17 protein-coding genes and 2 pseudogenes are annotated in these 20,271 nt (G+C 54.8%); 10 read left to right on the top strand and 9 right to left on the bottom strand.

Translation table 11 applies throughout. The annotated features are described in order from the left end of the window. Positions 1-110 precede the first annotated feature (110 nt). Both ACR0JI_RS10080 and ACR0JI_RS10075 read left to right on the top strand, forming a co-directional pair. Positions 111-767, top strand: a complete 657-nt coding sequence (locus tag ACR0JI_RS10080; protein ID WP_480494448.1) for a hypothetical protein — start codon at positions 111-113, stop codon at positions 765-767. Then, complete coding sequence (locus tag ACR0JI_RS10075; protein WP_480474892.1) at positions 760-2,181, top strand: AMP-binding protein; 1,422 nt, start codon at positions 760-762, stop codon at positions 2,179-2,181. Before ACR0JI_RS10080 ends, ACR0JI_RS10075 begins: the two co-directional genes overlap by 8 nt. A gap of 310 nt (positions 2,182-2,491) precedes the next feature. Here ACR0JI_RS10075 and ACR0JI_RS10070 read toward each other — a convergent pair whose 3' ends face one another. The 7 genes from ACR0JI_RS10070 to ACR0JI_RS10040 form a co-directional block, all read right to left on the bottom strand. Then, on the bottom strand, positions 2,492-3,232 hold the full coding sequence (locus ACR0JI_RS10070) for an outer membrane protein (RefSeq protein WP_480474891.1): 741 nt from the start codon (positions 3,230-3,232) through the stop codon (positions 2,492-2,494). Positions 3,233-3,441: 209 nt separating this feature from the next. Continuing rightward, the gene (locus ACR0JI_RS10065) at positions 3,442-4,197 is read right to left on the bottom strand and encodes an ABC transporter ATP-binding protein (protein WP_480474890.1); all 756 of its coding nucleotides are present in this window, start codon (positions 4,195-4,197) and stop codon (positions 3,442-3,444) included. 1 nt (position 4,198) lies between these two features. Next, positions 4,199-5,047: an ABC transporter ATP-binding protein gene (locus ACR0JI_RS10060; RefSeq protein ID WP_209506685.1), complete on the bottom strand. Its 849-nt coding sequence runs from the start codon at positions 5,045-5,047 to the stop codon at positions 4,199-4,201. After that, the gene (locus ACR0JI_RS10055) at positions 5,044-5,955 is read right to left on the bottom strand and encodes an ABC transporter permease (RefSeq protein WP_480474889.1); all 912 of its coding nucleotides are present in this window, start codon (positions 5,953-5,955) and stop codon (positions 5,044-5,046) included. The genes ACR0JI_RS10060 and ACR0JI_RS10055 overlap by 4 nt, the downstream gene beginning before the upstream one ends. Continuing rightward, positions 5,952-7,010 carry an ABC transporter permease gene (locus tag ACR0JI_RS10050; RefSeq protein WP_480474888.1) on the bottom strand — a complete coding sequence of 353 codons (1,059 nt, stop codon included), beginning with the start codon at positions 7,008-7,010 and terminating at the stop codon, positions 5,952-5,954. The genes ACR0JI_RS10055 and ACR0JI_RS10050 overlap by 4 nt, the downstream gene beginning before the upstream one ends. Next, positions 7,011-8,606: an ABC transporter substrate-binding protein gene (locus ACR0JI_RS10045; protein WP_480474887.1), complete on the bottom strand. Its 1,596-nt coding sequence runs from the start codon at positions 8,604-8,606 to the stop codon at positions 7,011-7,013. 34 nt (positions 8,607-8,640) lie between these two features. After that, positions 8,641-9,696: a dipeptidase gene (locus tag ACR0JI_RS10040; protein ID WP_480494450.1), complete on the bottom strand. Its 1,056-nt coding sequence runs from the start codon at positions 9,694-9,696 to the stop codon at positions 8,641-8,643. A gap of 121 nt (positions 9,697-9,817) precedes the next feature. Here ACR0JI_RS10040 and ACR0JI_RS10035 point away from each other — a divergent pair, with 121 nt between their 5' ends. Next, complete coding sequence (locus ACR0JI_RS10035; RefSeq protein WP_480474885.1) at positions 9,818-10,729, top strand: LysR family transcriptional regulator; 912 nt, start codon at positions 9,818-9,820, stop codon at positions 10,727-10,729. Positions 10,730-11,028: 299 nt separating this feature from the next. Further along, positions 11,029-11,427, top strand: coding sequence for a cupin domain-containing protein (locus ACR0JI_RS10030; protein ID WP_480494452.1), 399 nt, complete (start codon positions 11,029-11,031; stop codon positions 11,425-11,427). A gap of 694 nt (positions 11,428-12,121) precedes the next feature. Here the strand turns inward: ACR0JI_RS10030 and ACR0JI_RS10025 are convergent. Then, complete coding sequence (locus ACR0JI_RS10025; protein ID WP_480494454.1) at positions 12,122-13,765, bottom strand: hypothetical protein; 1,644 nt, start codon at positions 13,763-13,765, stop codon at positions 12,122-12,124. A 276-nt stretch (positions 13,766-14,041) separates the two neighbouring features. Here ACR0JI_RS10025 and ACR0JI_RS10020 point away from each other — a divergent pair, with 276 nt between their 5' ends. The 5 genes and pseudogenes from ACR0JI_RS10020 to ACR0JI_RS10000 form a co-directional block, all read left to right on the top strand. After that, positions 14,042-14,320: a hypothetical protein gene (locus tag ACR0JI_RS10020; RefSeq protein WP_480474882.1), complete on the top strand. Its 279-nt coding sequence runs from the start codon at positions 14,042-14,044 to the stop codon at positions 14,318-14,320. Positions 14,321-14,375: 55 nt separating this feature from the next. Then, the gene (locus ACR0JI_RS10015) at positions 14,376-15,179 is read left to right on the top strand and encodes a hypothetical protein (RefSeq protein WP_480474881.1); all 804 of its coding nucleotides are present in this window, start codon (positions 14,376-14,378) and stop codon (positions 15,177-15,179) included. 205 nt (positions 15,180-15,384) lie between these two features. After that, entirely contained in the window at positions 15,385-16,779 is a 1,395-nt protein-coding gene (locus ACR0JI_RS10010; protein ID WP_480494455.1) for a metal-dependent hydrolase family protein, read from the top strand. A 377-nt stretch (positions 16,780-17,156) separates the two neighbouring features. Then, positions 17,157-17,366 (top strand): annotated as a pseudogene (locus ACR0JI_RS10005) (transposase); the annotation flags it as partial. Positions 17,367-17,508: 142 nt separating this feature from the next. After that, positions 17,509-17,849 (top strand): annotated as a pseudogene (locus tag ACR0JI_RS10000) (transposase); the annotation flags it as partial. Between the two features lie 294 nt (positions 17,850-18,143). On the opposite strand, the gene ACR0JI_RS09995 reads toward ACR0JI_RS10000, so the two are convergent. Next, complete coding sequence (locus ACR0JI_RS09995; RefSeq protein WP_480476206.1) at positions 18,144-19,007, bottom strand: LysR family transcriptional regulator; 864 nt, start codon at positions 19,005-19,007, stop codon at positions 18,144-18,146. A 122-nt stretch (positions 19,008-19,129) separates the two neighbouring features. Here ACR0JI_RS09995 and ACR0JI_RS09990 point away from each other — a divergent pair, with 122 nt between their 5' ends. Further along, positions 19,130-20,125: an N-acetyltransferase family protein gene (locus ACR0JI_RS09990; protein ID WP_480476204.1), complete on the top strand. Its 996-nt coding sequence runs from the start codon at positions 19,130-19,132 to the stop codon at positions 20,123-20,125. Positions 20,126-20,271: the final 146 nt, after the last annotated feature.

The following is a 20,271-nucleotide window of genomic DNA, read 5'->3' as shown; positions in this document are numbered from 1 at the left end:
CTGCAACAATCGGCGACTTTTCGTGCCAGACCCCAGAGGCCGGTTTGGAGGCTTTGAAAACGGCGGTTGCGCGTGTCCGGCGGGCTGGGATTGATCGGATCATTGGGCCGATGTCTGGTGACACATGGCATAGCTATCGGTTCGTATCCGACAGCGACGGTTCAGCGCCTTTTTTAATGGAGCCGACGAACAAGCCACATGAGCCCGATGTGTTTCGGGCGGCAGGATTTGCGACCATCAGCAAGTATTTCTCGGCGCGCGTGTCTTTGGTACAAACGTCCAGGTCGCCTCTTTCTGCAACCGACGCGTTTGATGTCGAACCCTGGGACGGAACCAACCCTGAAGGATTGTTCCGGCAAGTGTACCAACTGTCAGTTGAGGCTTTTTCCAAAAACGCCTTCTATAAACCTATTTCTGAGAGTGATTTTCTTGCAATGTACATGCCCGTCATTCCGCTTCTGACGCGCGAGCTTATCTTCTTTGCTCGCCGTCCGGACGGCTCGTTGGCAGGTTTCCTGTTTGGGATCCCTAACTATGCAGAAGGCCCAAATCCAACTGCGGCCGTCTTAAAGACGTATGCAAGCCTTGAGCGCGGCGCAGGTCGTCATTTGGTCAGTCATTTCCATAGATCGGCACTAAATCTTGGTTTTAAAACAGCCATCCACGCGCTGATACATGATGATAACAAATCCGCCGACCGCAGCGTTGTCGAAGGGGCTAAGGTATTCCGGCGGTATAACCTGTTCGGGTTGCGCCTGGATGATTAATCTGTTGGATCATTTTGCCGTTGCCGTCGACCGATTTCCAGACCGAACGGCCATCGTAGAGAGCAACGGTCGCGAGGTCACCTTTCGAGAGTTGCAGTTACGCGCGCAGCAATTGGCCGGAAAGTGGGGACGTAAGGGGCTTGGCCATGGCGATCGCGTTTTGTTGGCGATGCCGGTCAATGCTGATTTATACGCTAGTCTTGCGGCCTTGTGGTCATTGGGGGCAACGGTGGTTTTGCCTGAACCAGCTATGGGACTCGCTGGGCTGCGTCATGCAGCGAGAGCGACCCGACCCAAGGCCTTTTGCGCATCGGGTTCCTTTGCGCTGCTCGGGTTTGTTGTGCCCGAACTTATTAAAATGCGGCTTTTGCTACCTGGCAATGCCAAGGGCGACCTGAGGAAAGCTGTTGTAAAAGACAGTGACACGGCGCTCATTTCCTTTACGTCCGGGACAACAGGTCAGCCCAAGGCCATCCCCCGCAGCCATGCGTTTCTGATGGCACAACATGATGCCATCGCACCGCTTCTTGACAGTAATGAAGCAGAGCGGGATCTGGTAGCGTTCCCGGTGTTCACCCTGATAAACCTTGCGGCCGGGCGCACGACTGTTCTGCCGAACTGGAAGATGAGCAAACTGGAGCGGCTTTCTCCCGAACAGTTGGCGGTTTGGATATCGAAGCAACACGTTACCCGGCTTCTGATCCCTCCGTCATTATGCGAAAAACTGACACAGTGTACAGATATCGGTTCCCTACACACAGTTTTCACTGGCGGCGGTCCGGTGTTCCCTGACCTGGTCGAAAGGCTTCTTGCCCATTTCGACCTGGAGGTGATCTGCGTCTACGGGTCAACCGAAGCTGAACCGATTGCGCATCTTGATGCGCGTGACATCTCCGAAACCGACCAACGCGAAATGGCAGCGGGCAAGGGGCTACTTGTTGGGTGTCCGGTTTCGCAAATCAAACTCCGAATTCGAGAGGATGAAATTCAGGTGGCGGGCGATCATGTAAATGATGGCTATCTTGATCCCGCACACTCCAAGGAAAATAAGATCAAGGACGACACTACGATCTGGCATCGAACCGGCGACGCTGGGCGGTTGGATGATCTAGGTCGTTTGTGGTTGTGGGGTAGAGTAGCGAGCGATGTGGCAACCTCAGCTGGCCGCACTTTTCCATTCGCCATCGAAATAGCTGCCCGACAATGGCCGAGCGTGACGCACTGCGCGCTCATGAGCCTAAATGGAAGTTCCACTTTATGCATTGAAGGTGACGCGCATCAGTTGTCAAACTGGGTCAGGCTGGCGAAGGATCTTGGCATTGCCAAAGTGACCCACGTGAGGAAGATGCCAATGGACAAGCGCCATAGATCCAAAGTTGATCGGGTAAAACTCGCGCACTTATTGGGCTACTAATTTGACGGGGTTATTCCACACAGGTGCCAACGGAACACCGCTGTCGAACACTTTTTTGACATTCGAACGGCAATGCTACACGCACCGCTTAAGCGCGAAATTGCGGAGTTGGTTTTGATGCCATGATGTCACGCCATTTTGGCAAAATACCAAGTAAAAGGGTCAGCACAATTCCGTGACAGGCCCATAGAATTGGTCAACACGACCCGCAATGGCCAGGCACCATCCGAGCGCCATCCGTTTCCCCAAGTCATCGTCCAACCCGCAACACGTAACAGGTTAGTATCAAAGGATGCGCCCGACGTCGTTTTCAGAACCTGTATGTTGCCCCCAGCAACGGGCCTGACTGGTCAAACCTGAAATCATTGCCGTTGATCTCATGATCAAAGGAGATATAGCGGTAGCCGCCCCGGATCAGCCATCTGTCATTGATTTCATAATCCGCGGTCAGCAGAACTTGCCAGGTTTCGCTACCGCTCCGAAATCCACCGTAATCCACAAATCCGGTCCCTGACCATTTGTCAGAAATCCGAACTCGTGCGCGGGCAGCGACGACCGGATCAGTCCAGTTGTCGTCGATCGTCACACTTCGCCCGGCGACGATCCCCGGTTGCAATCGGAATGTGGTTTCCGTGCTGAACCACCTGAACCCGCCGGCAAGGGCCACGCTGATCGCGGGTGTCTCATAAACACGGTATCCGACATAGCCGCTGAGAAATTGCGTGGTGGCGGAGGTGTCCAAACTCGAAAACGCTGGGCCGGGAGTTGAATTACTGAACGTCAAATCGGTGTAGTTATAGTCAGCAAGCAACAACCAGCGCCCGTTAGACGCGGAAATGCCGCCCATAAACGCAAAGTCCAGGTTTTCGAGAGCGTCTGAAAAACTCAACGTGCCGTCGATTGTTCCACTTGGTGTTCTAAGGGAAATATCCGTTTCGGCCATGAACAGATAAGCGGTGCCCGCAAAAGACCAGTCAGATTGCTGGGCTGAAATAGGCGGTGCGATCAGTAACGCAAACGCTATCGCCAAGTATTGCACCTTGCTTTTCATCAGTGACCTCGTTGCCAGAATTTATATTGCATTCCTTGCATACTTCACGGTTGCACAATTTGTAGCCTTTTCCAATATCTCGATCGCTGTACCGCCAACACGGTCCTTATTAATCACAGGATGCGTTCACACAGGAAATGCTAAAGGCCGCTGTCGTGCGTCACCCGAACTGATCATACGAAGGATAAATCCCGCTTCTAACGAAGTCGCTACTGGTTTGGGGCAACAGAGGCGGTCAACAATTGCTTGGAATACTCGTGGCTTGGGTTCCCCAAACGCAGAGTTTCCGAGGACATAACCTCAACAATTTCACCATTTCTCATAACTGCCAATTGCTCGCACATATGTGCGATAACCGGAAGATCATGAGATACCATCAGATAGGTCAATCCGCGCTGTTTGCGCAGGTCAGTCAGCAGGTTGAGCACCTCGGCCTGAACGCTGACATCCAAAGCCGACGTGGGTTCGTCCAAAAGCAAAATGTCCGGCTCACCTGCCAAGGCCCTTGCGATTGCCACGCGTTGTCGTTGACCACCGGAAAGCTGGTGTGGATACCGAAACCGGAATCTTCGCCCAAGTCCGACGTCGTTGAGCAAATCGCTCACGCGTTTATCGATATCTCCAAACCCATGCAGATGAATTGTTTCACTGAGAACCTGATCAACAGTGTGCCGCGGATGCAGAGACGCGTAGGGGTCCTGAAACACCATCTGGACGGTCCGAAAGAATGACCGATCCCGCCGGGACCCGGATATAGCCTGACCTTCTACGCGAATTGTGCCCGACCATTGCGGTGCAAGCCCCGTTATTGCCCTCAGAATTGTCGACTTGCCGGAACCGCTTTCGCCAACAAGGCCAAAACTCTCGCCCTGCGCGACTTCAAGGTTTGCGTCTTTCACCGCATCGACCCGGTCGTGCGCGTGACCAAACCAGACATTCAGATGGTTGATTTCCAGTGCCTTCATTTCAGCCCCTCACGCTCGGGGCTTCGGACCAAGACGGATCGCGTGTGAGAACACTCAGGTGGGTGCATTTTTCATCAAGGCGCGGCAGCGAGTTTAGCAAGCCCTGGGTATAGGGATGTTGGGCCTGATGCAGCTTGTCAGCCTCGCAAACCTCGACGATCCGACCAGAATACATGATGAGGACACGGTCACAGAACTCAGATACCAGATTCAGGTCGTGGCTGATGAATATCAGGCCCATCCCCCGTTCCTTGACCAATCCATCCATGATGTTCAGCACCTGCCGCTGAACACTGACATCAAGCGCCGAAGTTGGTTCGTCGGCAATCAGAATCTTGGGATTGGGGATCAACATCATCGCAATCATAATGCGCTGCCCCATACCCCCAGACACCTCATGCGGGTATGCTCGCATCACCCGCTCAGGATCACGGATTGAGACGTTATCCAACATCTCGATAGCCATCTTTTTCGCGTGGGCCTTAGAGCCGGAATTGTGCTGGAGGTATGCCTCCATAAGTTGCTCGCCAACCGTGACCACCGGGTTCAGAGAAAACTTGGGGTCCTGCATCACCATCGAGATCTGCTTGCCTCGCACCTCACGCATCTCGCGCTCGCTGAGCTTCATCAGGTCTCGGCCTTCCAGATTGATGTGTTTGGCCTCGACGATACCCGGATTTCGGATCAGGCGCAGAATGGCCCGTCCCGTCATCGACTTGCCCGAGCCGCTTTCGCCGACGATCCCCAGACGCTCGCGCCCCAGCGAAAACGACACGCCCCGCACGGCGTCAAACACGCCCTGACGGGTTGGGAAACGAACCCACAGATCTTCGATGTCGAGTAAGTTCATTGGCCACCGTCCTTTGGATCAAGCGCGTCCCGCAGGCCGTCACCCAACAGGTTGAAGGCCAGCGAAACCGTGAAAATTGCTAGCCCCGGCACCGTTGCCACCCACCAGTGATCAAGGATGAAACGTCGACCCTCGGATATCATGGCACCCCATTCCGGACTTGGAGGTTGTGCCCCCAACCCCAGAAAACCAAGGCCGGCGGCGGCCAGGATGATTCCGGCCATATCCAGCGTGACCCGCACGATCAAAGATGAGATGCACAGTGGCCAGATATGCCGGGTGATGATGCGCAGCGGCCCGGCACCCTGAAGGCGGATCGCGTTGATATAGTCGGTTGACCGGATGGTCAGGGTTTCTGCACGCGCCATACGCGCATAGGGCGGCCATGCCGTGAGCGAGATTGCCAGAACCGCGTTTTCAATCCCTGCCCCAAGCGCAGCGACAAACGCCAACGCCAGAACAAGTCGTGGAAAAGCGAGGAAAATATCCGTGATGCGCATGAGGATCACATCCGTCCATCCCCCCACATATCCCGCAACCGTCCCGACCAGAAGCCCCGCAATCGGTGCGATGAGCGCCACCAGCGCCACGATGTACAGTGTAATTCGGGCCCCATAGATCAGGCGTGACAGAATATCCCGCCCCAGGCTGTCGGTTCCCAGCAAGTGGCCTTCAGCCCCGATGGGAAGAAGACGGCTGGACAGGCTCTGAACAAAGGGATCATGCGGCGCGAGAAAAGGCGCAAAGACCGCTGTCAGAACAAGGATTACAAGGATCGCAAACCCGACCATTGCCATCGAGTTTGATCGCAAAGTCAGCCAGCCTTTGTAGAAGCTGGCCAATCTGGCATGGCGGCGCGAAGTCGGCTCGTCGGTCAGCAGCCACTGGCGCAAGGTCATGTCGCTCATTTCGACCTCGGATCAAAGAAACGGTAAAGAAGATCCGAGAATATGTTCAGGCAGATAAAGATCAGCCCGACCACAACGGTTCCTCCAAGAACGGCATTCATATCGGCGCTCAGCAAAGCCGTCGTGATATAGCTGCCGATCCCCGGCCAGCTAAAGATGATCTCGGTCAGAACTGATCCTTCTAACAAGTTGGCATAGCTCAGTGCGATCACTGTGATCAGCTGCACTCGGATATTCTTGAAGGCGTGGCGCCAGATAACCTGCCTTTCAGACAGCCCTTTGACGCGGGCAGTGATGACATACTCGGCTGACAACTGTTCCAGCATGAAGGATCGGGTCATCCGGCTAATGTAGGCAAGCGAGTAGTACCCCAGCAAAGCCGCGGGCAGGATGATATGGGACAACGCATTCCGGAAAACATCCCAATCCTGGGCCAAGGCACTGTCAAGCAAGATCAACCCTGTTCGCGTGGGAACAAGGTCTTCATAGAAGATATCCAGGCGGCCCGGGCCACCGACCCAGCCAAGTATCCCATAAAAGACCAAAAGCCCCATGAGCCCCAGCCAGAATATTGGCATTGAATACCCGACAAGCGCGACCACACGGGCGATCTGATCGATCCACGATCCGCGCTTGACTGCGGCGATCACACCAAGCGGAACACCCAGAAATATGCCAATCAAAACACCCAATGTCGCCAATTCCAGCGTAGCAGGGAAGACGCGGGCAATATCCTGAGAAACCGGGCGCGCATTCAGAAGTGAATCGCCAAAATCGCCGTGCAAAACATCCCAAAGGTAATATCCAAACTGAACCAGCAGCGGTTTATCAAGGCCAAGCTGTTGATAGACCGCATCATAAGTCGATTGCGATGCGCGTTCGCCTACGATCGCCAGCACCGGGTCGATCGGCATCACGCGACCGATAATGAAGGTCACGAAAAGCAGACCCAGCATTGTAATTGCGATGGTGCCAATAGTTTTCAGGATACTCTTGATCCAATGGATAAGAGGCGCCGAGCGGCGCCCCTCAGTTGGTCTTTCGGCCAGTGCCATTTACTTGGTCACCTGCCAATACGACGCCGAAGTTATCGCCTGACCGGTTGAGAAATTCGTCACGTTTTCACGCAGGGCCGATTGCTCGATCTGCTGGAACATGATGACAAACGGCGAAGTCTCGCGGAACTCGGCCTGGATTTCCTTGTACATGTCAGCGCGTTTCGCGGTGTCGTTTTCGACAACAGCCGCGTCCGTTTTGTCGGTCAGCCCGCCGGTATCCCAAGAATTCCGCCATGCCAGCAATCCTGTGGCATTGGCTTCGTCCGAGTTATCCGGGTTATAGGCAAAGGTACCTGCGTTCGTCTGCGGGTCGGGATAGTCCGGCCCCCATGCGCCAAGATAAACATCCAGTTCCCGCGCACGATACCGCGCCAGAATTTGTTTGGCGGTTCCCACGGTGATGTTCATCGTGATGCCAACCTGACTCAGCGCATTCTGCAGCGACTGGGCAATTTCAATCCGTTCCTGCGCTTCACGTACACCAACTTCAATCTCAAGCCCGCTTACACCTGCTTCATCCAGCAGGGCCTTGGCTTTTTCCACATCAAAGCTAAACGGCGTTTCGTCAGAGGCCCCGAGATAGGTTTGGGGCAGGAAATTTTGGTGGATCGTGTATTGCCCCTTCAGGAAGCTGTCACGCATCCCTTCATAGTCAACCAGATATTTGAACGCCTGCCGAACCTGAGGCTTGCTAAGCTCGGGGTGTTTCTGGCTCAGCGAAACATACATCAGGCGGCCCTTAAGCTCGTCTGCGATCTTTACGCCGGCAACAGATGAAGCGCCGGCAACATCTTCTGGGTTCAGGTTGCGCGCGACATCGATATCACCACGTTCCAGCAACAGGCGCTGGCTGGCGCTTTCCTGAACGTGGCGGACAACCACACGCTCCATGGCCGGAGCGCCCAAGTAGAAATCGGGGTTCGACTTCAGTGTTACGCTTTCATTGGGCTTCCAACTGACCAGGCTATAAGCACCAGATCCAGCAGTATTGGTCTTGAGCCATTCGTTGCCCAGATCGCCATCCTTGTCGTGTTCCATCACCGTCTTCTTATCAACAATGCCGCCGATGGTAGCGGTCAGACAGTTCAGAACGAAGGATGTCGCATAGGGTTTGTCCGTTGTGATTGTCAGAGTGTTGCCATCCGCGACAATCGTTTGTTCGACATTTTCCGGCGTGAACCCAAACTGGGTCAGGATAAATGCCGGGGTCTTGTTTAGAATGATCGCACGACGCAGTGAAAATTCAACATCTTCGGCCGTCACCGGATTCCCGGAATGAAAGGTCAGTCCTTCCCTGATATTGAAGGTAATCGATTTGCCGTCTTCAGACACATCCCAACTTTCAGCGATGTCGGGCTGATAGCCGGCATCCAGATTGAGCGGGTCGAAGTTCACCAGCTTCTGATAGACATTCCGGCTGACATCCGAACCCGCAAACTCAAAGCTTTCGGCCGGATCCAGCGTCGTGATATCGTCGATACGATGCGCAATAACCAGCATGTTCGGCGGCGTTTCGGCCATTGCCGAAGTCGAGGTCACGGCCAGCGCCAATCCCAGCGCCGCACCGGTAAGCAATCTGTTAAATGCGTTCATTTTGTCCTCTCTGTCATCAAGTCTTCACTAACGGTTACGATCCCCAGGTCTTCTCAAGAACACGCAACCAGTTTTCGTGGCAGAGCTTCTTGATGAGCTCTTCGCCGTATCCATGGGTCACCATGGCATCCCTCAATCGAGGCAGCATCGAGACGTCCTTCACGTCGTCCGGCACGACTGCCCCGTCATAATCGGACCCAAGCCCGACCCGGTCTTCACCCAATATGCCGATCAGGTGGTCAAGGTGCTTCAGAACCTGTGTCAACGGCACATCGGACAGCATCCGACCATCCTCGCGCAGAAACGCTGTGGCAAAATTCAAGCCGACCATCCCGTCGCTTTCCGCGATGGTGCGAAGCTGGTCATCGGTCAGATTTCGCGCGTGCGGACAGATGGTATGGGCATTCGAATGCGTTGCGACCAAAGGCGCATCCGAATACCGCGCTACATCCCAGAAACCTTTTTCATTGAGATGCGACAAATCCAGCATGATACCCAGCGCGTTGCAACGCTGCACAAGCCGCAGTCCATGATCTGTCAATCCAGGGCCAGTATCCGGCCCCGATGGATATCTAAACGGCACACCATGGCCGAAAATGTTGGGTCGGCTCCACACTGGCCCAAGCGATCGCAACCCCGCTGCATGAAACACGTCAAGCGAATGCAGATCGGCATCAATCGCCTCGGCGCCCTCAATGTGAAAAATGGCCGCCATCTGGCCTTGCGCCATGCTGTTCCGGATATCCGAAACCGATCGAACCACTTTCAACGCCCCCAAACGTTCCAGTTCCAGCAGGATCGCAATCTGCCCCAGCGCTGAAGGCAGAGCATCTTCAGCGTCAATATGATTGGGAAGCGGCAGGTCATAGCTGGGCTGGACCATTTCTTCCATTTTTGCATCGGCATCGATAGGCGAAGGCACCCAAACGGCAAAGAAGCCTCCGCCAAATCCACCGGCCTTGGATTTAACAGAGTCAATCGCACCTTCGAGCCCGGTCAGGAAACGGCCCGCTTCGGGCAGACCACCTGACGAGGCCAGTTTTGACAGAACATCATTGTGCCCATCAAAGATAAGAGGGGAGGTGCTCAAACTCACTTTACCCAGGTTAGTGTCATTTCGACACACGCTAACAGACGTAATCATCATAATTGTAAAAAATCTTGATGAGTTTTACTCATAGAGCTAGTCGGAATCATGCGGGTGCCCAGCAATGAAGAAACCTCGCAACTGGCATTCTTTGCCGGAATACCAGGCGCTCCGTGCGCTCATGCAGTCTGGAACAACAGCAGCCGCCGCACGACAGCTCGGCTTGTCTCAGTCTGCGGTCAGTCGCTCGGTCAGCAGCCTGGAGGATCGGTTGGGTAGAACACTGTTCGAACGGGATGCAGGCAGATTGCGACCGACGCAAGAAGCCGTAAGGCTGAATATGCGATTGGATCCTTTGTTCGAGGCTTTGGACAGGATCGATGGCCCGGGCGAAACAGTGCAAGAAACACTGCGTCTCGTTGCACCACCCAGCTACGCTCATCGATACATCGTTTCCCTCATCGCCAGTTTCATTCGCGGGAATCCCGGTTTTTTCGTAAACCTTGAGGTGACAACATCAGATATGGTCACGCTAGGCGTGCTTGAGAATCGATTTGATCTTGCCGTGACCGGGATTGAACAAAGCCGCGCTGGCATCAAACTTATTCCATTTCGCGAGTCACCAGCCGTTTGCGTCATGCGCCCTGAACATCCTCTGTCTGAACGCACCGTGCTGACGCCTTCAGACCTGCATGAGCAAGAGTTGATCGCACTGACATATCGACACGGGCGGCGCGGGCAACTGGACCGGTTGCTTCATCAGGTGCGTGCCAAACCGAGGATCGTTGCCGAAGTTTCAACCTCATTTGCCGCAGCCGACATGGCGCGCGAAGGACTGGGGCTGTCTGTTATCAATCCCTTTCCCGTCTACCATTACCGATCTCCCGACCTAACATTTGTCCGATTTGAATCTCCAATGCGGTATCGAGGCCATTTTGTGGTTTCGGATCAAAAACCGGTTCCAAGGATTGCACGGGCATTCATACGGCATCTGCGATTGAACACCCCTCCGGACCCTTTTTCTGACCCGAGATAATGCAATCTTTCCGAGGTTCTTCACTGGCAACACGCCATGTGGCCGCCCAACAGGGATGATTTTGGAGGGGGTTGTTCGAGGTGCGGACCTGTCATGGCTACGTGCACAGTTTGGTATGAGTAAAGTCCGCAAACATGGCTTTATTTGTCCTTATGTATCTCAGGCCGTATCACCCGGCATGCGGTTCGTTTTTTTGGCTCTCAAGTTTCTCTACCCGCAACCCGCCTGTGATTTCCCTACGTTTCGTAGCGAAGCTGGCGTATCATTATCTCGCTCAAGTCTTAGGAAGGAATACCTAAATGGCGGATTGTGTGAAACTGCGCCCCGGCGAAACCTATTCCGGGAAACAGGGGTTCGATTACTTCGAAGGCATCGCCAGACAGACGGTAGGTAGCCAAGCTATCTGCATGCATCTGCTCACGGTCCCGCCCGGAGGGCGCGCCAGGGCGCATAAACATGAGACACATGAAACCGCGATTTATGTGATTTCCGGGTCTGCTAAGATGTATTGGGGCGACAGGCTAGAACACGTTATGGAAACGCAAGCAGGAGACCTGATCTATATACCATCAAACACTCCGCACCTTCCGTTCAACGATGGGAATGAACCCGCAGTTGCAGTTATCGCACGCACGGACCCGAACGAACAGGAAAGCGTTGTTCTGATGCCGGAACTTGAAGACCTTGTACCAGGGTGACGCAAAATACCGTTGGGGACCAGTTGCGCAGTTTTCTAACCCCTATTGCTTCCACGGTGCTTCCAGCGCCAAAGCTCCAATGCAAAACGCCGCCCCGATACGGTTTGTAAATATTTGTAATCACACAGTATGACTTTGGTTTCGGGAGTAGGAATTGAGCCACTGACTTTCGGTTTATGAGGCTGACGAGATGAGGACGTTAAGCAATTGATCGGGTGGATCAATTGTAGTCTGAACGGCCAGTGTTGAGATTATTCGACCTGGTTGCGGGAGTAGGATTTGACCTTTATCGAACATCAATTAGGCACATCCCTAACAAACCAATTTGAAGTAGATTTCTGGAGGCACAGATTTCCTGCTTTAGACGCTTGACCAATTTGGGCAGAAGGCTGTCATTCGCTGCGGTCTGCGCTAAGGTCCGTTCCGCGCAAACTATGCGGTGGCAACTTCTGTCATAGTATTGACTGTTCGAACGGCCATCGCGTTCTTCCTGTCGGCAGTCTTTCAGCTTTGATGCAACCATCAGAGAGATGCTACCTTGTGTATGCACTTTGGCGTCGTAGCGACCGCACATCCAAGCTCAGCACGGAGAATCTACGTTTGCTTCAAGGCACGATGGGCTAGGGTACAAATCTGCAGCAGAAAAGCAGCTCGGAGTCTGCCACTGAGATCCGAAGAGCTTTACGCCCGGCTTTCATTCGTCAACAAAAGTGTGCGCTTCTGACAAACCCTTGGTAACGGCTTCGACAAGAACCGTGTTCATACTATGCGATTCCAGCCATGCTTTGGGGTCCTCGTAGAGAAGCGGGTCGAGCTCAGCCAGTCTATTGAGAGCAACTCGTGCGGCTGTTTCATTTGAGAGTTTGCTGTGAGCGATGGCAAGCAAAGCCTGGCCAAAGGACCAGCCGTCAGTGGAGGCGTGTTCCGCATCTATGGCCAGTTCCTCCCATTCCTCTCTAAGCAGATGGTCCGCGGCCAGCAAGTGAAAGTAGAACGGCGGTGGCGCAACAGAGCGGTCTATCGCGCGATGCATAATTGGAACTCCCTCGTCGAAGCGACCTGCTATACCATAGCGGATCGCTAGATTGGCCAGTGCGGCTGGATCGTTGGGGTTAACTTCCACGGCCCTTTGTGCAAACTCGATCGAGCGCTCCATATCACCCGCATATTGCTCAACATGGGACATCGCCTGAAGCGCGTCTGTATCTTGGGGATCCAAGTCTATAGCGCGTGCCGCTGCCTCTTTGGCAAGGGCATAGGCCGCGTCCCTTGAAAGCACTTTCTCATGACCGAACCGGGCAGCATCATTGCGCAGGTAGGCCAGCATTGCCCATGCGCGAACGTATTCCGGGTCCTCGCGAACGGTCGCTTCCAGACAATCCCGCGCAGCCTGATATTGATCTCGATGGTATGTTCTGCGGTAAATCTGTGCAGTCGCGACACACGCAAACCCTCGCAGTGTTGGGTCGTTTCGATCCACAAGTCTGTCAGTGCGAACATCGCGGAGCGCATATCCGTATTGCTGCCCTATTGTCGAAGCGATCTGCGCAGAAATCGTGTCCTGAATTTCGGTTATGCTCTGGCCATTGGTGCCCTCGGCATAGCGCTCGCTCCATAAGACTTCGAAATCATCCCGCCGCACAAGGTTGGTTCGGATAAGTAACTCGCCGCCATCGCGCCAAACGTCGCCGGTCACTGTAAACTCAGCGGTTGGCTGATGGATTTCGAACGACGTGGTCCCCGAGCCCTGCGCGACTTGAGCAGATGCAATATGCACTGCAAGATCCGGAAACTTGATCAAATCCGCAGCAAGCTCATTGGTCAGGCCCGAGGCGACAAGCGAAACAAGAGCGTCGTCCGTTCGAACTTCAAAATCCTCAACTAGAATGGAAACTTTTTTGTCGGGCCTCTCGGCTATTGCTGGTACAGGGCTATCAGGTCTCTCGTACCAGAAACCAAATCCGGCCAAAATGACTAGGCACATGACCACCAGCAAAGCCAGTCCCGTGTAGAACCTTGTATTAGGCTTCGACACTTGCTCGTGGTCGACAACCTCAGTCGCCCTGGGATGAACTGCCTCGGGCACAATCTGTTCTCGTGCGGAAAATTTCGGAATGTAATGACCTTTTGGAATACTAATGCGGATCGGGTCATTGCTACCTCGCCCGACATAGTAGTTGTCGAGATCCCTGCGCAGCTTTCGGGCTTCGAGCCGCACGACCGGGTCGGCTTGCTGATCAAAATCAGACCCACGCCCGAAGACCGCGATTGCGATAGTGGTCGCCTTCAGTTCGTTCTCGCGACCCGCCAAGGCTTCCTCGACAATGTGTGCCAGCATCTCGCGACGCCGGGCACTGGACTGCAGTCCACTATAGTCAAGTATTCGTTCGAGTTGTCGACGTATGTCCTCTTCGGACATCTCCAAACGTGTCGGCCAATGACTGCTGGTCACTTTTGTCCTCACTGGTCCATAGAACCCTTAAGAAAAGAAAATAGAAGTAACAAGCCACCTGGCCATACTTTTTTTTGGCCTGCGAACTGCATGTATACAACATGTAACAACGTTCTAATCCACGCCTTTTGATGCTGTGGTCCGGCAGGAGCACAACGGATAATGGACGCTTTTCTGGAAAATTTGATTGACAGGTACCCCGAGCAAGGTGAGCGGATCTTTGTTCAGTTTCGTGAGGACCCAGTATTCCGGTCAATCTGTGAAGAGATGGAAATAGCCGAACAAGCCATAATACGCTGGAAAAATCTTCCGCCTCGCGCGGCAGAATATGAACAGATTTTGAATGAGCTGAAAATAGAATTTCGGGCGTATCTCACTTCTGATTGTCATCGGCAGACGAAAGATAATCAGGGCAGTTCGGCGGCATCAGATGGAGAATAATTAAGTGGGTTACGCGGAATGCAAATCTTCGGGCCGGACAGAGGACCGGATGCTAATGTCAAGACTGCTCAGAGTTGGCGCTATCTCGGCTGTCTTTACTGCCGCGATCAATCAATCTGTTTCTGCTCAGGAAGACCTCAGCGAGATCAACAACGGAACCAATCCAACACTGCTGACAACGCAGTTTGGCTTCCAGTATCAGTTCAACCAGATCAATTCCGACCTGAACACCGGCCTGTTCGAGGCCTTCTACACGCAACCTTTCGGTGAGGGTGGAAAACGGGCGTTCCGGATAACCGTCCCAGGCTCGGACAGCCCGTTCAACGCAAACCCCATCTACGGCGGAGAGCCAGGGGTTGAATTCACATTGGGCGACATAAGCGTAACCTACATTGACGTTTTCCACCTTACCGAAAAAAACGGGGCCGCTTTCACTTTTGAACTGTTTCTGAACACAGCGGAAACCGAAGCCGCCGGGTATGGGCAATTTGCCGGTGAAACCTCGGCCTTCTACGCTTGGTTTCTCAACAACGGAGCAATTTTCGCCCCAGCCTGGGTTCAAACATTCGGATTGGAGGGCGGGAATGATCAAGGCCAGAATGTAAACACGACCACGATCGACTTCTACTATGTTCCCAAGCTGAAGAATCCGCGTTTCTACCTGACATTCGATCCCGCAATCATCCACGATTGGGAAACAGACGCGACCTTTGGCAGCCTGCAGGTGACTGCAGGCATGTTGACAGGCAAGGCATTTGGCGGCGATGGTCAAGTGTTCATCAAGCCTGGCATTCTCTTCGGCGGTGACAGACCGGCTGAGTGGTCTGTCCAGGTCGGATACAAGGTGCTGAATTTCTGATGCCGGTCCACTTTATTGCTGCCTGCCTACTTCAAACCCGCCCCACCTCCAGGCGCTCGAAACAGTTCTACGCGGAGCAGAAATGGGCCGTAAGGGTCCCCCGTCTCAATTTGCAATTTTCACAGCGCGGCACAACTCCACCCCTGAACTACCCAGTGCAATCACAACGAAATTCGTCCAAAATCTGAAAATGAGGAAACCAATCATGTCCAACAAAATGTTGACCTATTTTCTCTGCACCACGCTCGCGGCAACTCCGGTCAGCGTTCTGGCACATGACGCCAACCATGCGGTCGTCCCAGCCGGCGTAATCGGCGAAATTGAAACCACCAACGTCAGAATGAAATTCGACAATGTCCTTATTCGAGGCGCGCGGATATTCAATGGCTGCGACGAGGAATTGTCGGAAGCCGACGTGCTGGTCTCTGGCCAGCTGATCCAGAAGATCGGCAGCGACATCCCGACACCGGAAGGCGCTTTCGAGATCGATGCCGAGGGTTATACGCTCATCCCAGGCCTGATCGACAACCACTGGCACGGGATCTTTGCCGAGGCCACCATCGCCCAATTGGCACTGACCGGCGAGGGGTACTGGAACCTTCTGGCCGCCAGGGCGCAGAACAACGCGCTTGCCCGCGGCTTCACCACGGTGCGTGATACTGCTGGCCCGATGTTCGACATCGCCAAGGCAACGAACGAGGGTCTGATCGACGGACCTCGTGTGTTTCCCTCGGGACCCGCGCTGTCGATCACAGCGGGCCATCAGGATTTTCGCATGACGCGAGATGTGCCGCAGGGCGCCGGCGAATTGCACTCCTTCGAGCGAGGCAACATGTTCTACATCACGGACGGCGTACCGGACGTTCTCAAGCGCACGCGCGAAAACCTCATGCAGGGTGCCACCCAGATCAAGCTGATGGCGGGCGGCGGTGTCACCTCGGCTTACGACCCGATCCACACCATCCAGTTCACCGATGAGGAATTCAAGGCTGCTGTCGAGGCGACAGAAGCCTGGGGCACCTATGTGACCACCCATGCGATCAATGACGAAGCGGTTCGACACTCCATCGAAAATGGCGCGCGCAGTGTTGAGCACGCGCATATGTCGACTCGCGAAACACTGCAGATGTTTAAGGACAACGATGTCTGGCTCAGCATGCAGCCATTCCTCGATGACGAAGACGCACCGGCCCTGAACGAGTTCCAGAAGGCCAAGTACAAGTTCGTCACCGACGGAACCGATTTCGTCTACCGCACCGCCAAGGAGTTGGGCCTGAAGATTGCCTTCGGTACTGACACGCTCTTCAGTGCGGACCTTGCGAAACGTCAGGGCGCGGTGCTGGCGAAGATGGAACGGTGGTTTACCCCCTACGAGACGCTGAAGATGGCCACCTGCGACAACGCCGAATTGCTTAAGATGTCGGGGCTGCTAACGCCCTATCCGCTCGGGCCGCTCGGCGTGATCGAGGAAGGTGCCTATGCAGACATGATCCTCGTCAACGGCAATCCGCTGGAGGACCTGCAACTGATCAGCGATGCGAAGGCGAATTTCGGCATGATCATGAAGGATGGCACCATATACAAGTTCGACATGGAGTGAGCATCATATCGCGTAGAACCATGATTGCCTCTTTCGTGTCCTCGCGGCGTCGATCGCGGGGGCGTAGAATCAACCTGCCGGGCCCATTGTTATTACCAACGTCAACGTTTTCGACGGTTTGAATGAAGAACTGATCGATGGCGCCAATGTCGTAGTCTATGGCAAATTGATTGCACAAATCACTACTGAGGAGGTCGCAGTCGCAGGGGGGGCAGGTCATCGACGGTGGTGGTCGCACGATGATCCCGGGTTTGACCGAATCACACTGGCACATGAGCCTTGCCGAACTACCTGTCTGACGTCAGCGCTAATGGGACAGTTTAGGTTGATTTGATAAGAGAGGGTTTCTGGTTCATCGTAACCACCAAGGAGTGGAGATGAGACAGAAACCCGGAACCAAGCGGAGCCACGGCGAGAAGGTCGTCAAAGACATTCGCCGTGCGATGCGCAAACAGTATTCTGCCGAAGAAAAGGTCAGGATCGTGCTGGACGGTCTGAAGGGCGAGGACAGCATTGCAAAGCTGTGTTGCCGTGAGGGCATAGCGCAGAGCTTGTATTACAGCTGCTCCAAGGAGTTCCTTGAGGCTTGAAAGAAGCGCGCAAAGCCGCACTCGAAGGTATCATCAATTCGGCATCAAATGAACCGCCGGTTGTGCTGCACCCCGTGACCCAGCCCCCTGAAATCAGGCCATTGAGGTGTTAGTAATCCCTCCAAGCAAAGGATGGGCTATGAAACGCAGATTTAGCGACGAGCAGATCATTGGAATGATCAAGGAATACGAGGCGGGCGTGAAGGCTCAGGAGCTGTGCCGCAAATACGGGATCAGCGACGCGACGTTCTACAAAAACAAAGCCAAGTTTGGCGGTATGAATGCCTAGGATGCGAACAAGCTGAGAGCGCTGGAAGACGAAAACAACCGTCTGAAACGGATGCTGGCGGATGCCATGCTGGACAACGCGGCGCTCAAGGATCTCGCGACAAAAAACTACTGACGCCTGACGTTAAGCGAAGGGCCGTGTCGGACGTGATGGATCGGCACAGCCTGTCTGAGCGTCGGCCGTGTGAACTGGCCGACCTGCACAGGTCTGTCTTTCAATACCAGAAACAGGATTGGGGGATGCTCTCTGGCGTAGCACCGTTGTAGCACCGGGTAAGGATGTCCTAAACGCGGAAAGCCCTGCGTGATGCGAGGCTAAGTGTTTGATATCTGGCTGGAAGATTGGTTGCGGGAGGCCGCAACCAGCGTTGCCGAACGCAACTAAGATGTCAGGTATAGGCGCAAACCCGACATACACAAATTGTCACTAAACTTCTGCTGTGCGGGACTTTGCTTCCGTTCGCTTTCTCGAACCGAAGGTCTGCTTCACTCGAATTCAGACGCAATCCAATCAACGATCCGCTTGATGCGCGTCTGGCCCAAATGGTGCTTCGCCCATGAGATATAGAGCCCATCATCAGAGGGCTCCGGATCGACCCAAATCTCCACCAGTTTCTTGGCCTGCAGATCATTCTCCACCATGTAGGTTGGCGCGATGGCAACGCCGTGACCACCGATGGCGGCATCCAAAGCCAAGGCAGAGCGGTCAAAATTGAGCAGCTTGTTCGTGTCTCCATATCCCGTGGCCTTGATCAGCTTTTCCCACCGGCGGTGTGCATCCTGAAGCAGCGGCAGCGTCAGCAGGGTTTCCAAACCCATGGGCCAGTCGGGGCGTAGGTAATCGGGGCTGCACACAGCGATAAGACGAATGTCGGTCAGTCGGCGTGATCCGTGGGCCGGGTTCGCGTCTCGCGTTTTGCCGGGCCAGATCGCGATCTCGTTCCGGCCCAGGCTGCGCGCCAAGCTCCGCTCGTGAACCTGTGTGGTCAGGGAGACAGTCGGGAACTTGGCCGCGAAAGCGTCCATCCGGGGCATCAGCCACTTAGTTGCTGTGGACGAACCAAGATGCATCGTGACGCGATCATCCTCCTCGCTGAGGCTCACCAACGCGGTGTCGAGGATCGCTAAGGCTTTCTCTATGGCCGCGCGGCAGCGCTCGCCTTCCGGCGTGAGCGAGACGCCGCGTGCGCCCCGCACGAGAAGAACCACCCCCAGCTCTATTTCGAGCTGTTTGATCCGTTGGGAGACTGCGCCACGCGAGAGGTTCAGCTCTTCGGCGGCGCGTTGCAGGTTCCCCTGCGACGCGACAACCGCGAACACACGGAGCGCGTTCAGATTCACGTTCTTCATTCGACGCTCCAAAGGCGATAGTTTTTCTAAATGCTTATGGAGTTAACCTGCTTTGTCAATCTAGTGCAGGCGGTCGATACAAGCGGGGAAGCAGCACTCAGCGATAGCCAAGGGACGGAGTGATGACCCAGACAATTCGACCAGCCACACCCGACGACATACCGCGCCTGGTCGAGCTTCTGATGCTGGACGCGGGCGAACGCCACGCGCAGGACGCAACCCTCTGGAAGTTGGCGGACGATGCGTCCGCGCAGATCGAGAAGGCGCTGACCTTCGCGTTGACCGCCGAACAACAGCCCTTTCAGCAGATTTGGCGGGTCGCGGAGGATGGCGGTCAGGTCACCGGCGTAATTCACGCGATGATGCTGCCTGTGCCGCCGATCTACGCGGGTTCCTTCGGTGAGCCAGGTCTGATCCTCCCCGACTCTTTCGTGGCACCCGATGCGCCGCGCGGCACGGTCGAGGCTTTGCTGTCCACAGCCGAAAACGCCCTTCATGAAGCCGGAGCGCGGATCAATTTAACCTCTTACGTCGCAGGCGAGGACTGGCGCAGCGCCTTCGAGGCAAACGGGTACGAGTCCCTTACGCTCTACTTTTCGCGCACCGACCTTGGTGACAGGGGAATGCCAGCCGACATTCGGCAAGCGACGGAAGACGATGTTCCCGGTATCGTTGCGCGCAGCGCCGAAAACCGGCAGGTTCTTTTCGACATCGACCCCTTCTGGGAAATCCACCCCGAAGCTGATTCACGGTTCTCAGCTTGGATGACGCGAAGCCTTACACTCCGGGATCGGGACATGATGGTTCTGGGCGCGTCCGAGGATTTGCAGGGATACGTCATCGCACAGCCCGCCTCACGGCTGCATTTTCCCCCTGCCCACGACATCACAGGGACGGGTGTGATTGATGACTATTATCACCCCGAGCTGGCCAACCCGGCGGCTCTCGACCAAGGCAGTGAAGGTGCGAGCGCGCTGTTACGCGCCGCCGAGACGGCGTTTGCCAACCGTGGAACGGGAGCCGCATTTGTCGTCTGTCCGGCGGTATGGATGTCCAAGATCGAGTTGCTGGAATCCGCCGGTTACGAGACAGCAATGGTTTGGTCCATCAAGCGCTAGGCATTTTCTAAGCTGCCATTCGGTCAGTCCGCAGCATCGGTGAAATTGGGCTCGGGGACGAAGCCGCTCGCGCGGCAATGGCGCTTGTGGCTGATGTTTCGCATTTTTCCTGACGTCGCGCATTTTGTGAACTGACGAACCTGTCT

Source organism: Ruegeria sp. N10, from assembly GCF_056531545.1.
The sequence above is the reverse complement of the archived record's forward strand: the minus strand, read 5'-3'. Positions and strand labels throughout refer to the sequence as shown.

Excerpts from the sequence above, each read along its gene's own strand:
- ACR0JI_RS10080 (WP_480494448.1), top strand. The coding sequence starts at position 111 with ATGTCTGGTGACACATGGCATAGCTATCGGTTCGTATCCGACAGCGAC.
- ACR0JI_RS10075 (WP_480474892.1), top strand. The coding sequence starts at position 760 with ATGATTAATCTGTTGGATCATTTTGCCGTTGCCGTCGACCGATTTCCA.
- ACR0JI_RS10070 (WP_480474891.1), bottom strand. The coding sequence starts at position 3,232 with ATGAAAAGCAAGGTGCAATACTTGGCGATAGCGTTTGCGTTACTGATC.
- ACR0JI_RS10065 (WP_480474890.1), bottom strand. The coding sequence starts at position 4,197 with ATGAAGGCACTGGAAATCAACCATCTGAATGTCTGGTTTGGTCACGCG.
- ACR0JI_RS10060 (WP_209506685.1), bottom strand. The coding sequence starts at position 5,047 with ATGAACTTACTCGACATCGAAGATCTGTGGGTTCGTTTCCCAACCCGT.
- ACR0JI_RS10055 (WP_480474889.1), bottom strand. The coding sequence starts at position 5,955 with ATGAGCGACATGACCTTGCGCCAGTGGCTGCTGACCGACGAGCCGACT.
- ACR0JI_RS10050 (WP_480474888.1), bottom strand. The coding sequence starts at position 7,010 with ATGGCACTGGCCGAAAGACCAACTGAGGGGCGCCGCTCGGCGCCTCTT.
- ACR0JI_RS10045 (WP_480474887.1), bottom strand. The coding sequence starts at position 8,606 with ATGAACGCATTTAACAGATTGCTTACCGGTGCGGCGCTGGGATTGGCG.
- ACR0JI_RS10035 (WP_480474885.1), top strand. The coding sequence starts at position 9,818 with ATGAAGAAACCTCGCAACTGGCATTCTTTGCCGGAATACCAGGCGCTC.
- ACR0JI_RS10030 (WP_480494452.1), top strand. The coding sequence starts at position 11,029 with ATGGCGGATTGTGTGAAACTGCGCCCCGGCGAAACCTATTCCGGGAAA.
- ACR0JI_RS10025 (WP_480494454.1), bottom strand. The coding sequence starts at position 13,765 with ATGCTGGCACACATTGTCGAGGAAGCCTTGGCGGGTCGCGAGAACGAA.
- ACR0JI_RS10020 (WP_480474882.1), top strand. The coding sequence starts at position 14,042 with ATGGACGCTTTTCTGGAAAATTTGATTGACAGGTACCCCGAGCAAGGT.
- ACR0JI_RS10015 (WP_480474881.1), top strand. The coding sequence starts at position 14,376 with ATGTCAAGACTGCTCAGAGTTGGCGCTATCTCGGCTGTCTTTACTGCC.
- ACR0JI_RS10010 (WP_480494455.1), top strand. The coding sequence starts at position 15,385 with ATGTCCAACAAAATGTTGACCTATTTTCTCTGCACCACGCTCGCGGCA.
- ACR0JI_RS09995 (WP_480476206.1), bottom strand. The coding sequence starts at position 19,007 with ATGAAGAACGTGAATCTGAACGCGCTCCGTGTGTTCGCGGTTGTCGCG.
- ACR0JI_RS09990 (WP_480476204.1), top strand. The coding sequence starts at position 19,130 with ATGACCCAGACAATTCGACCAGCCACACCCGACGACATACCGCGCCTG.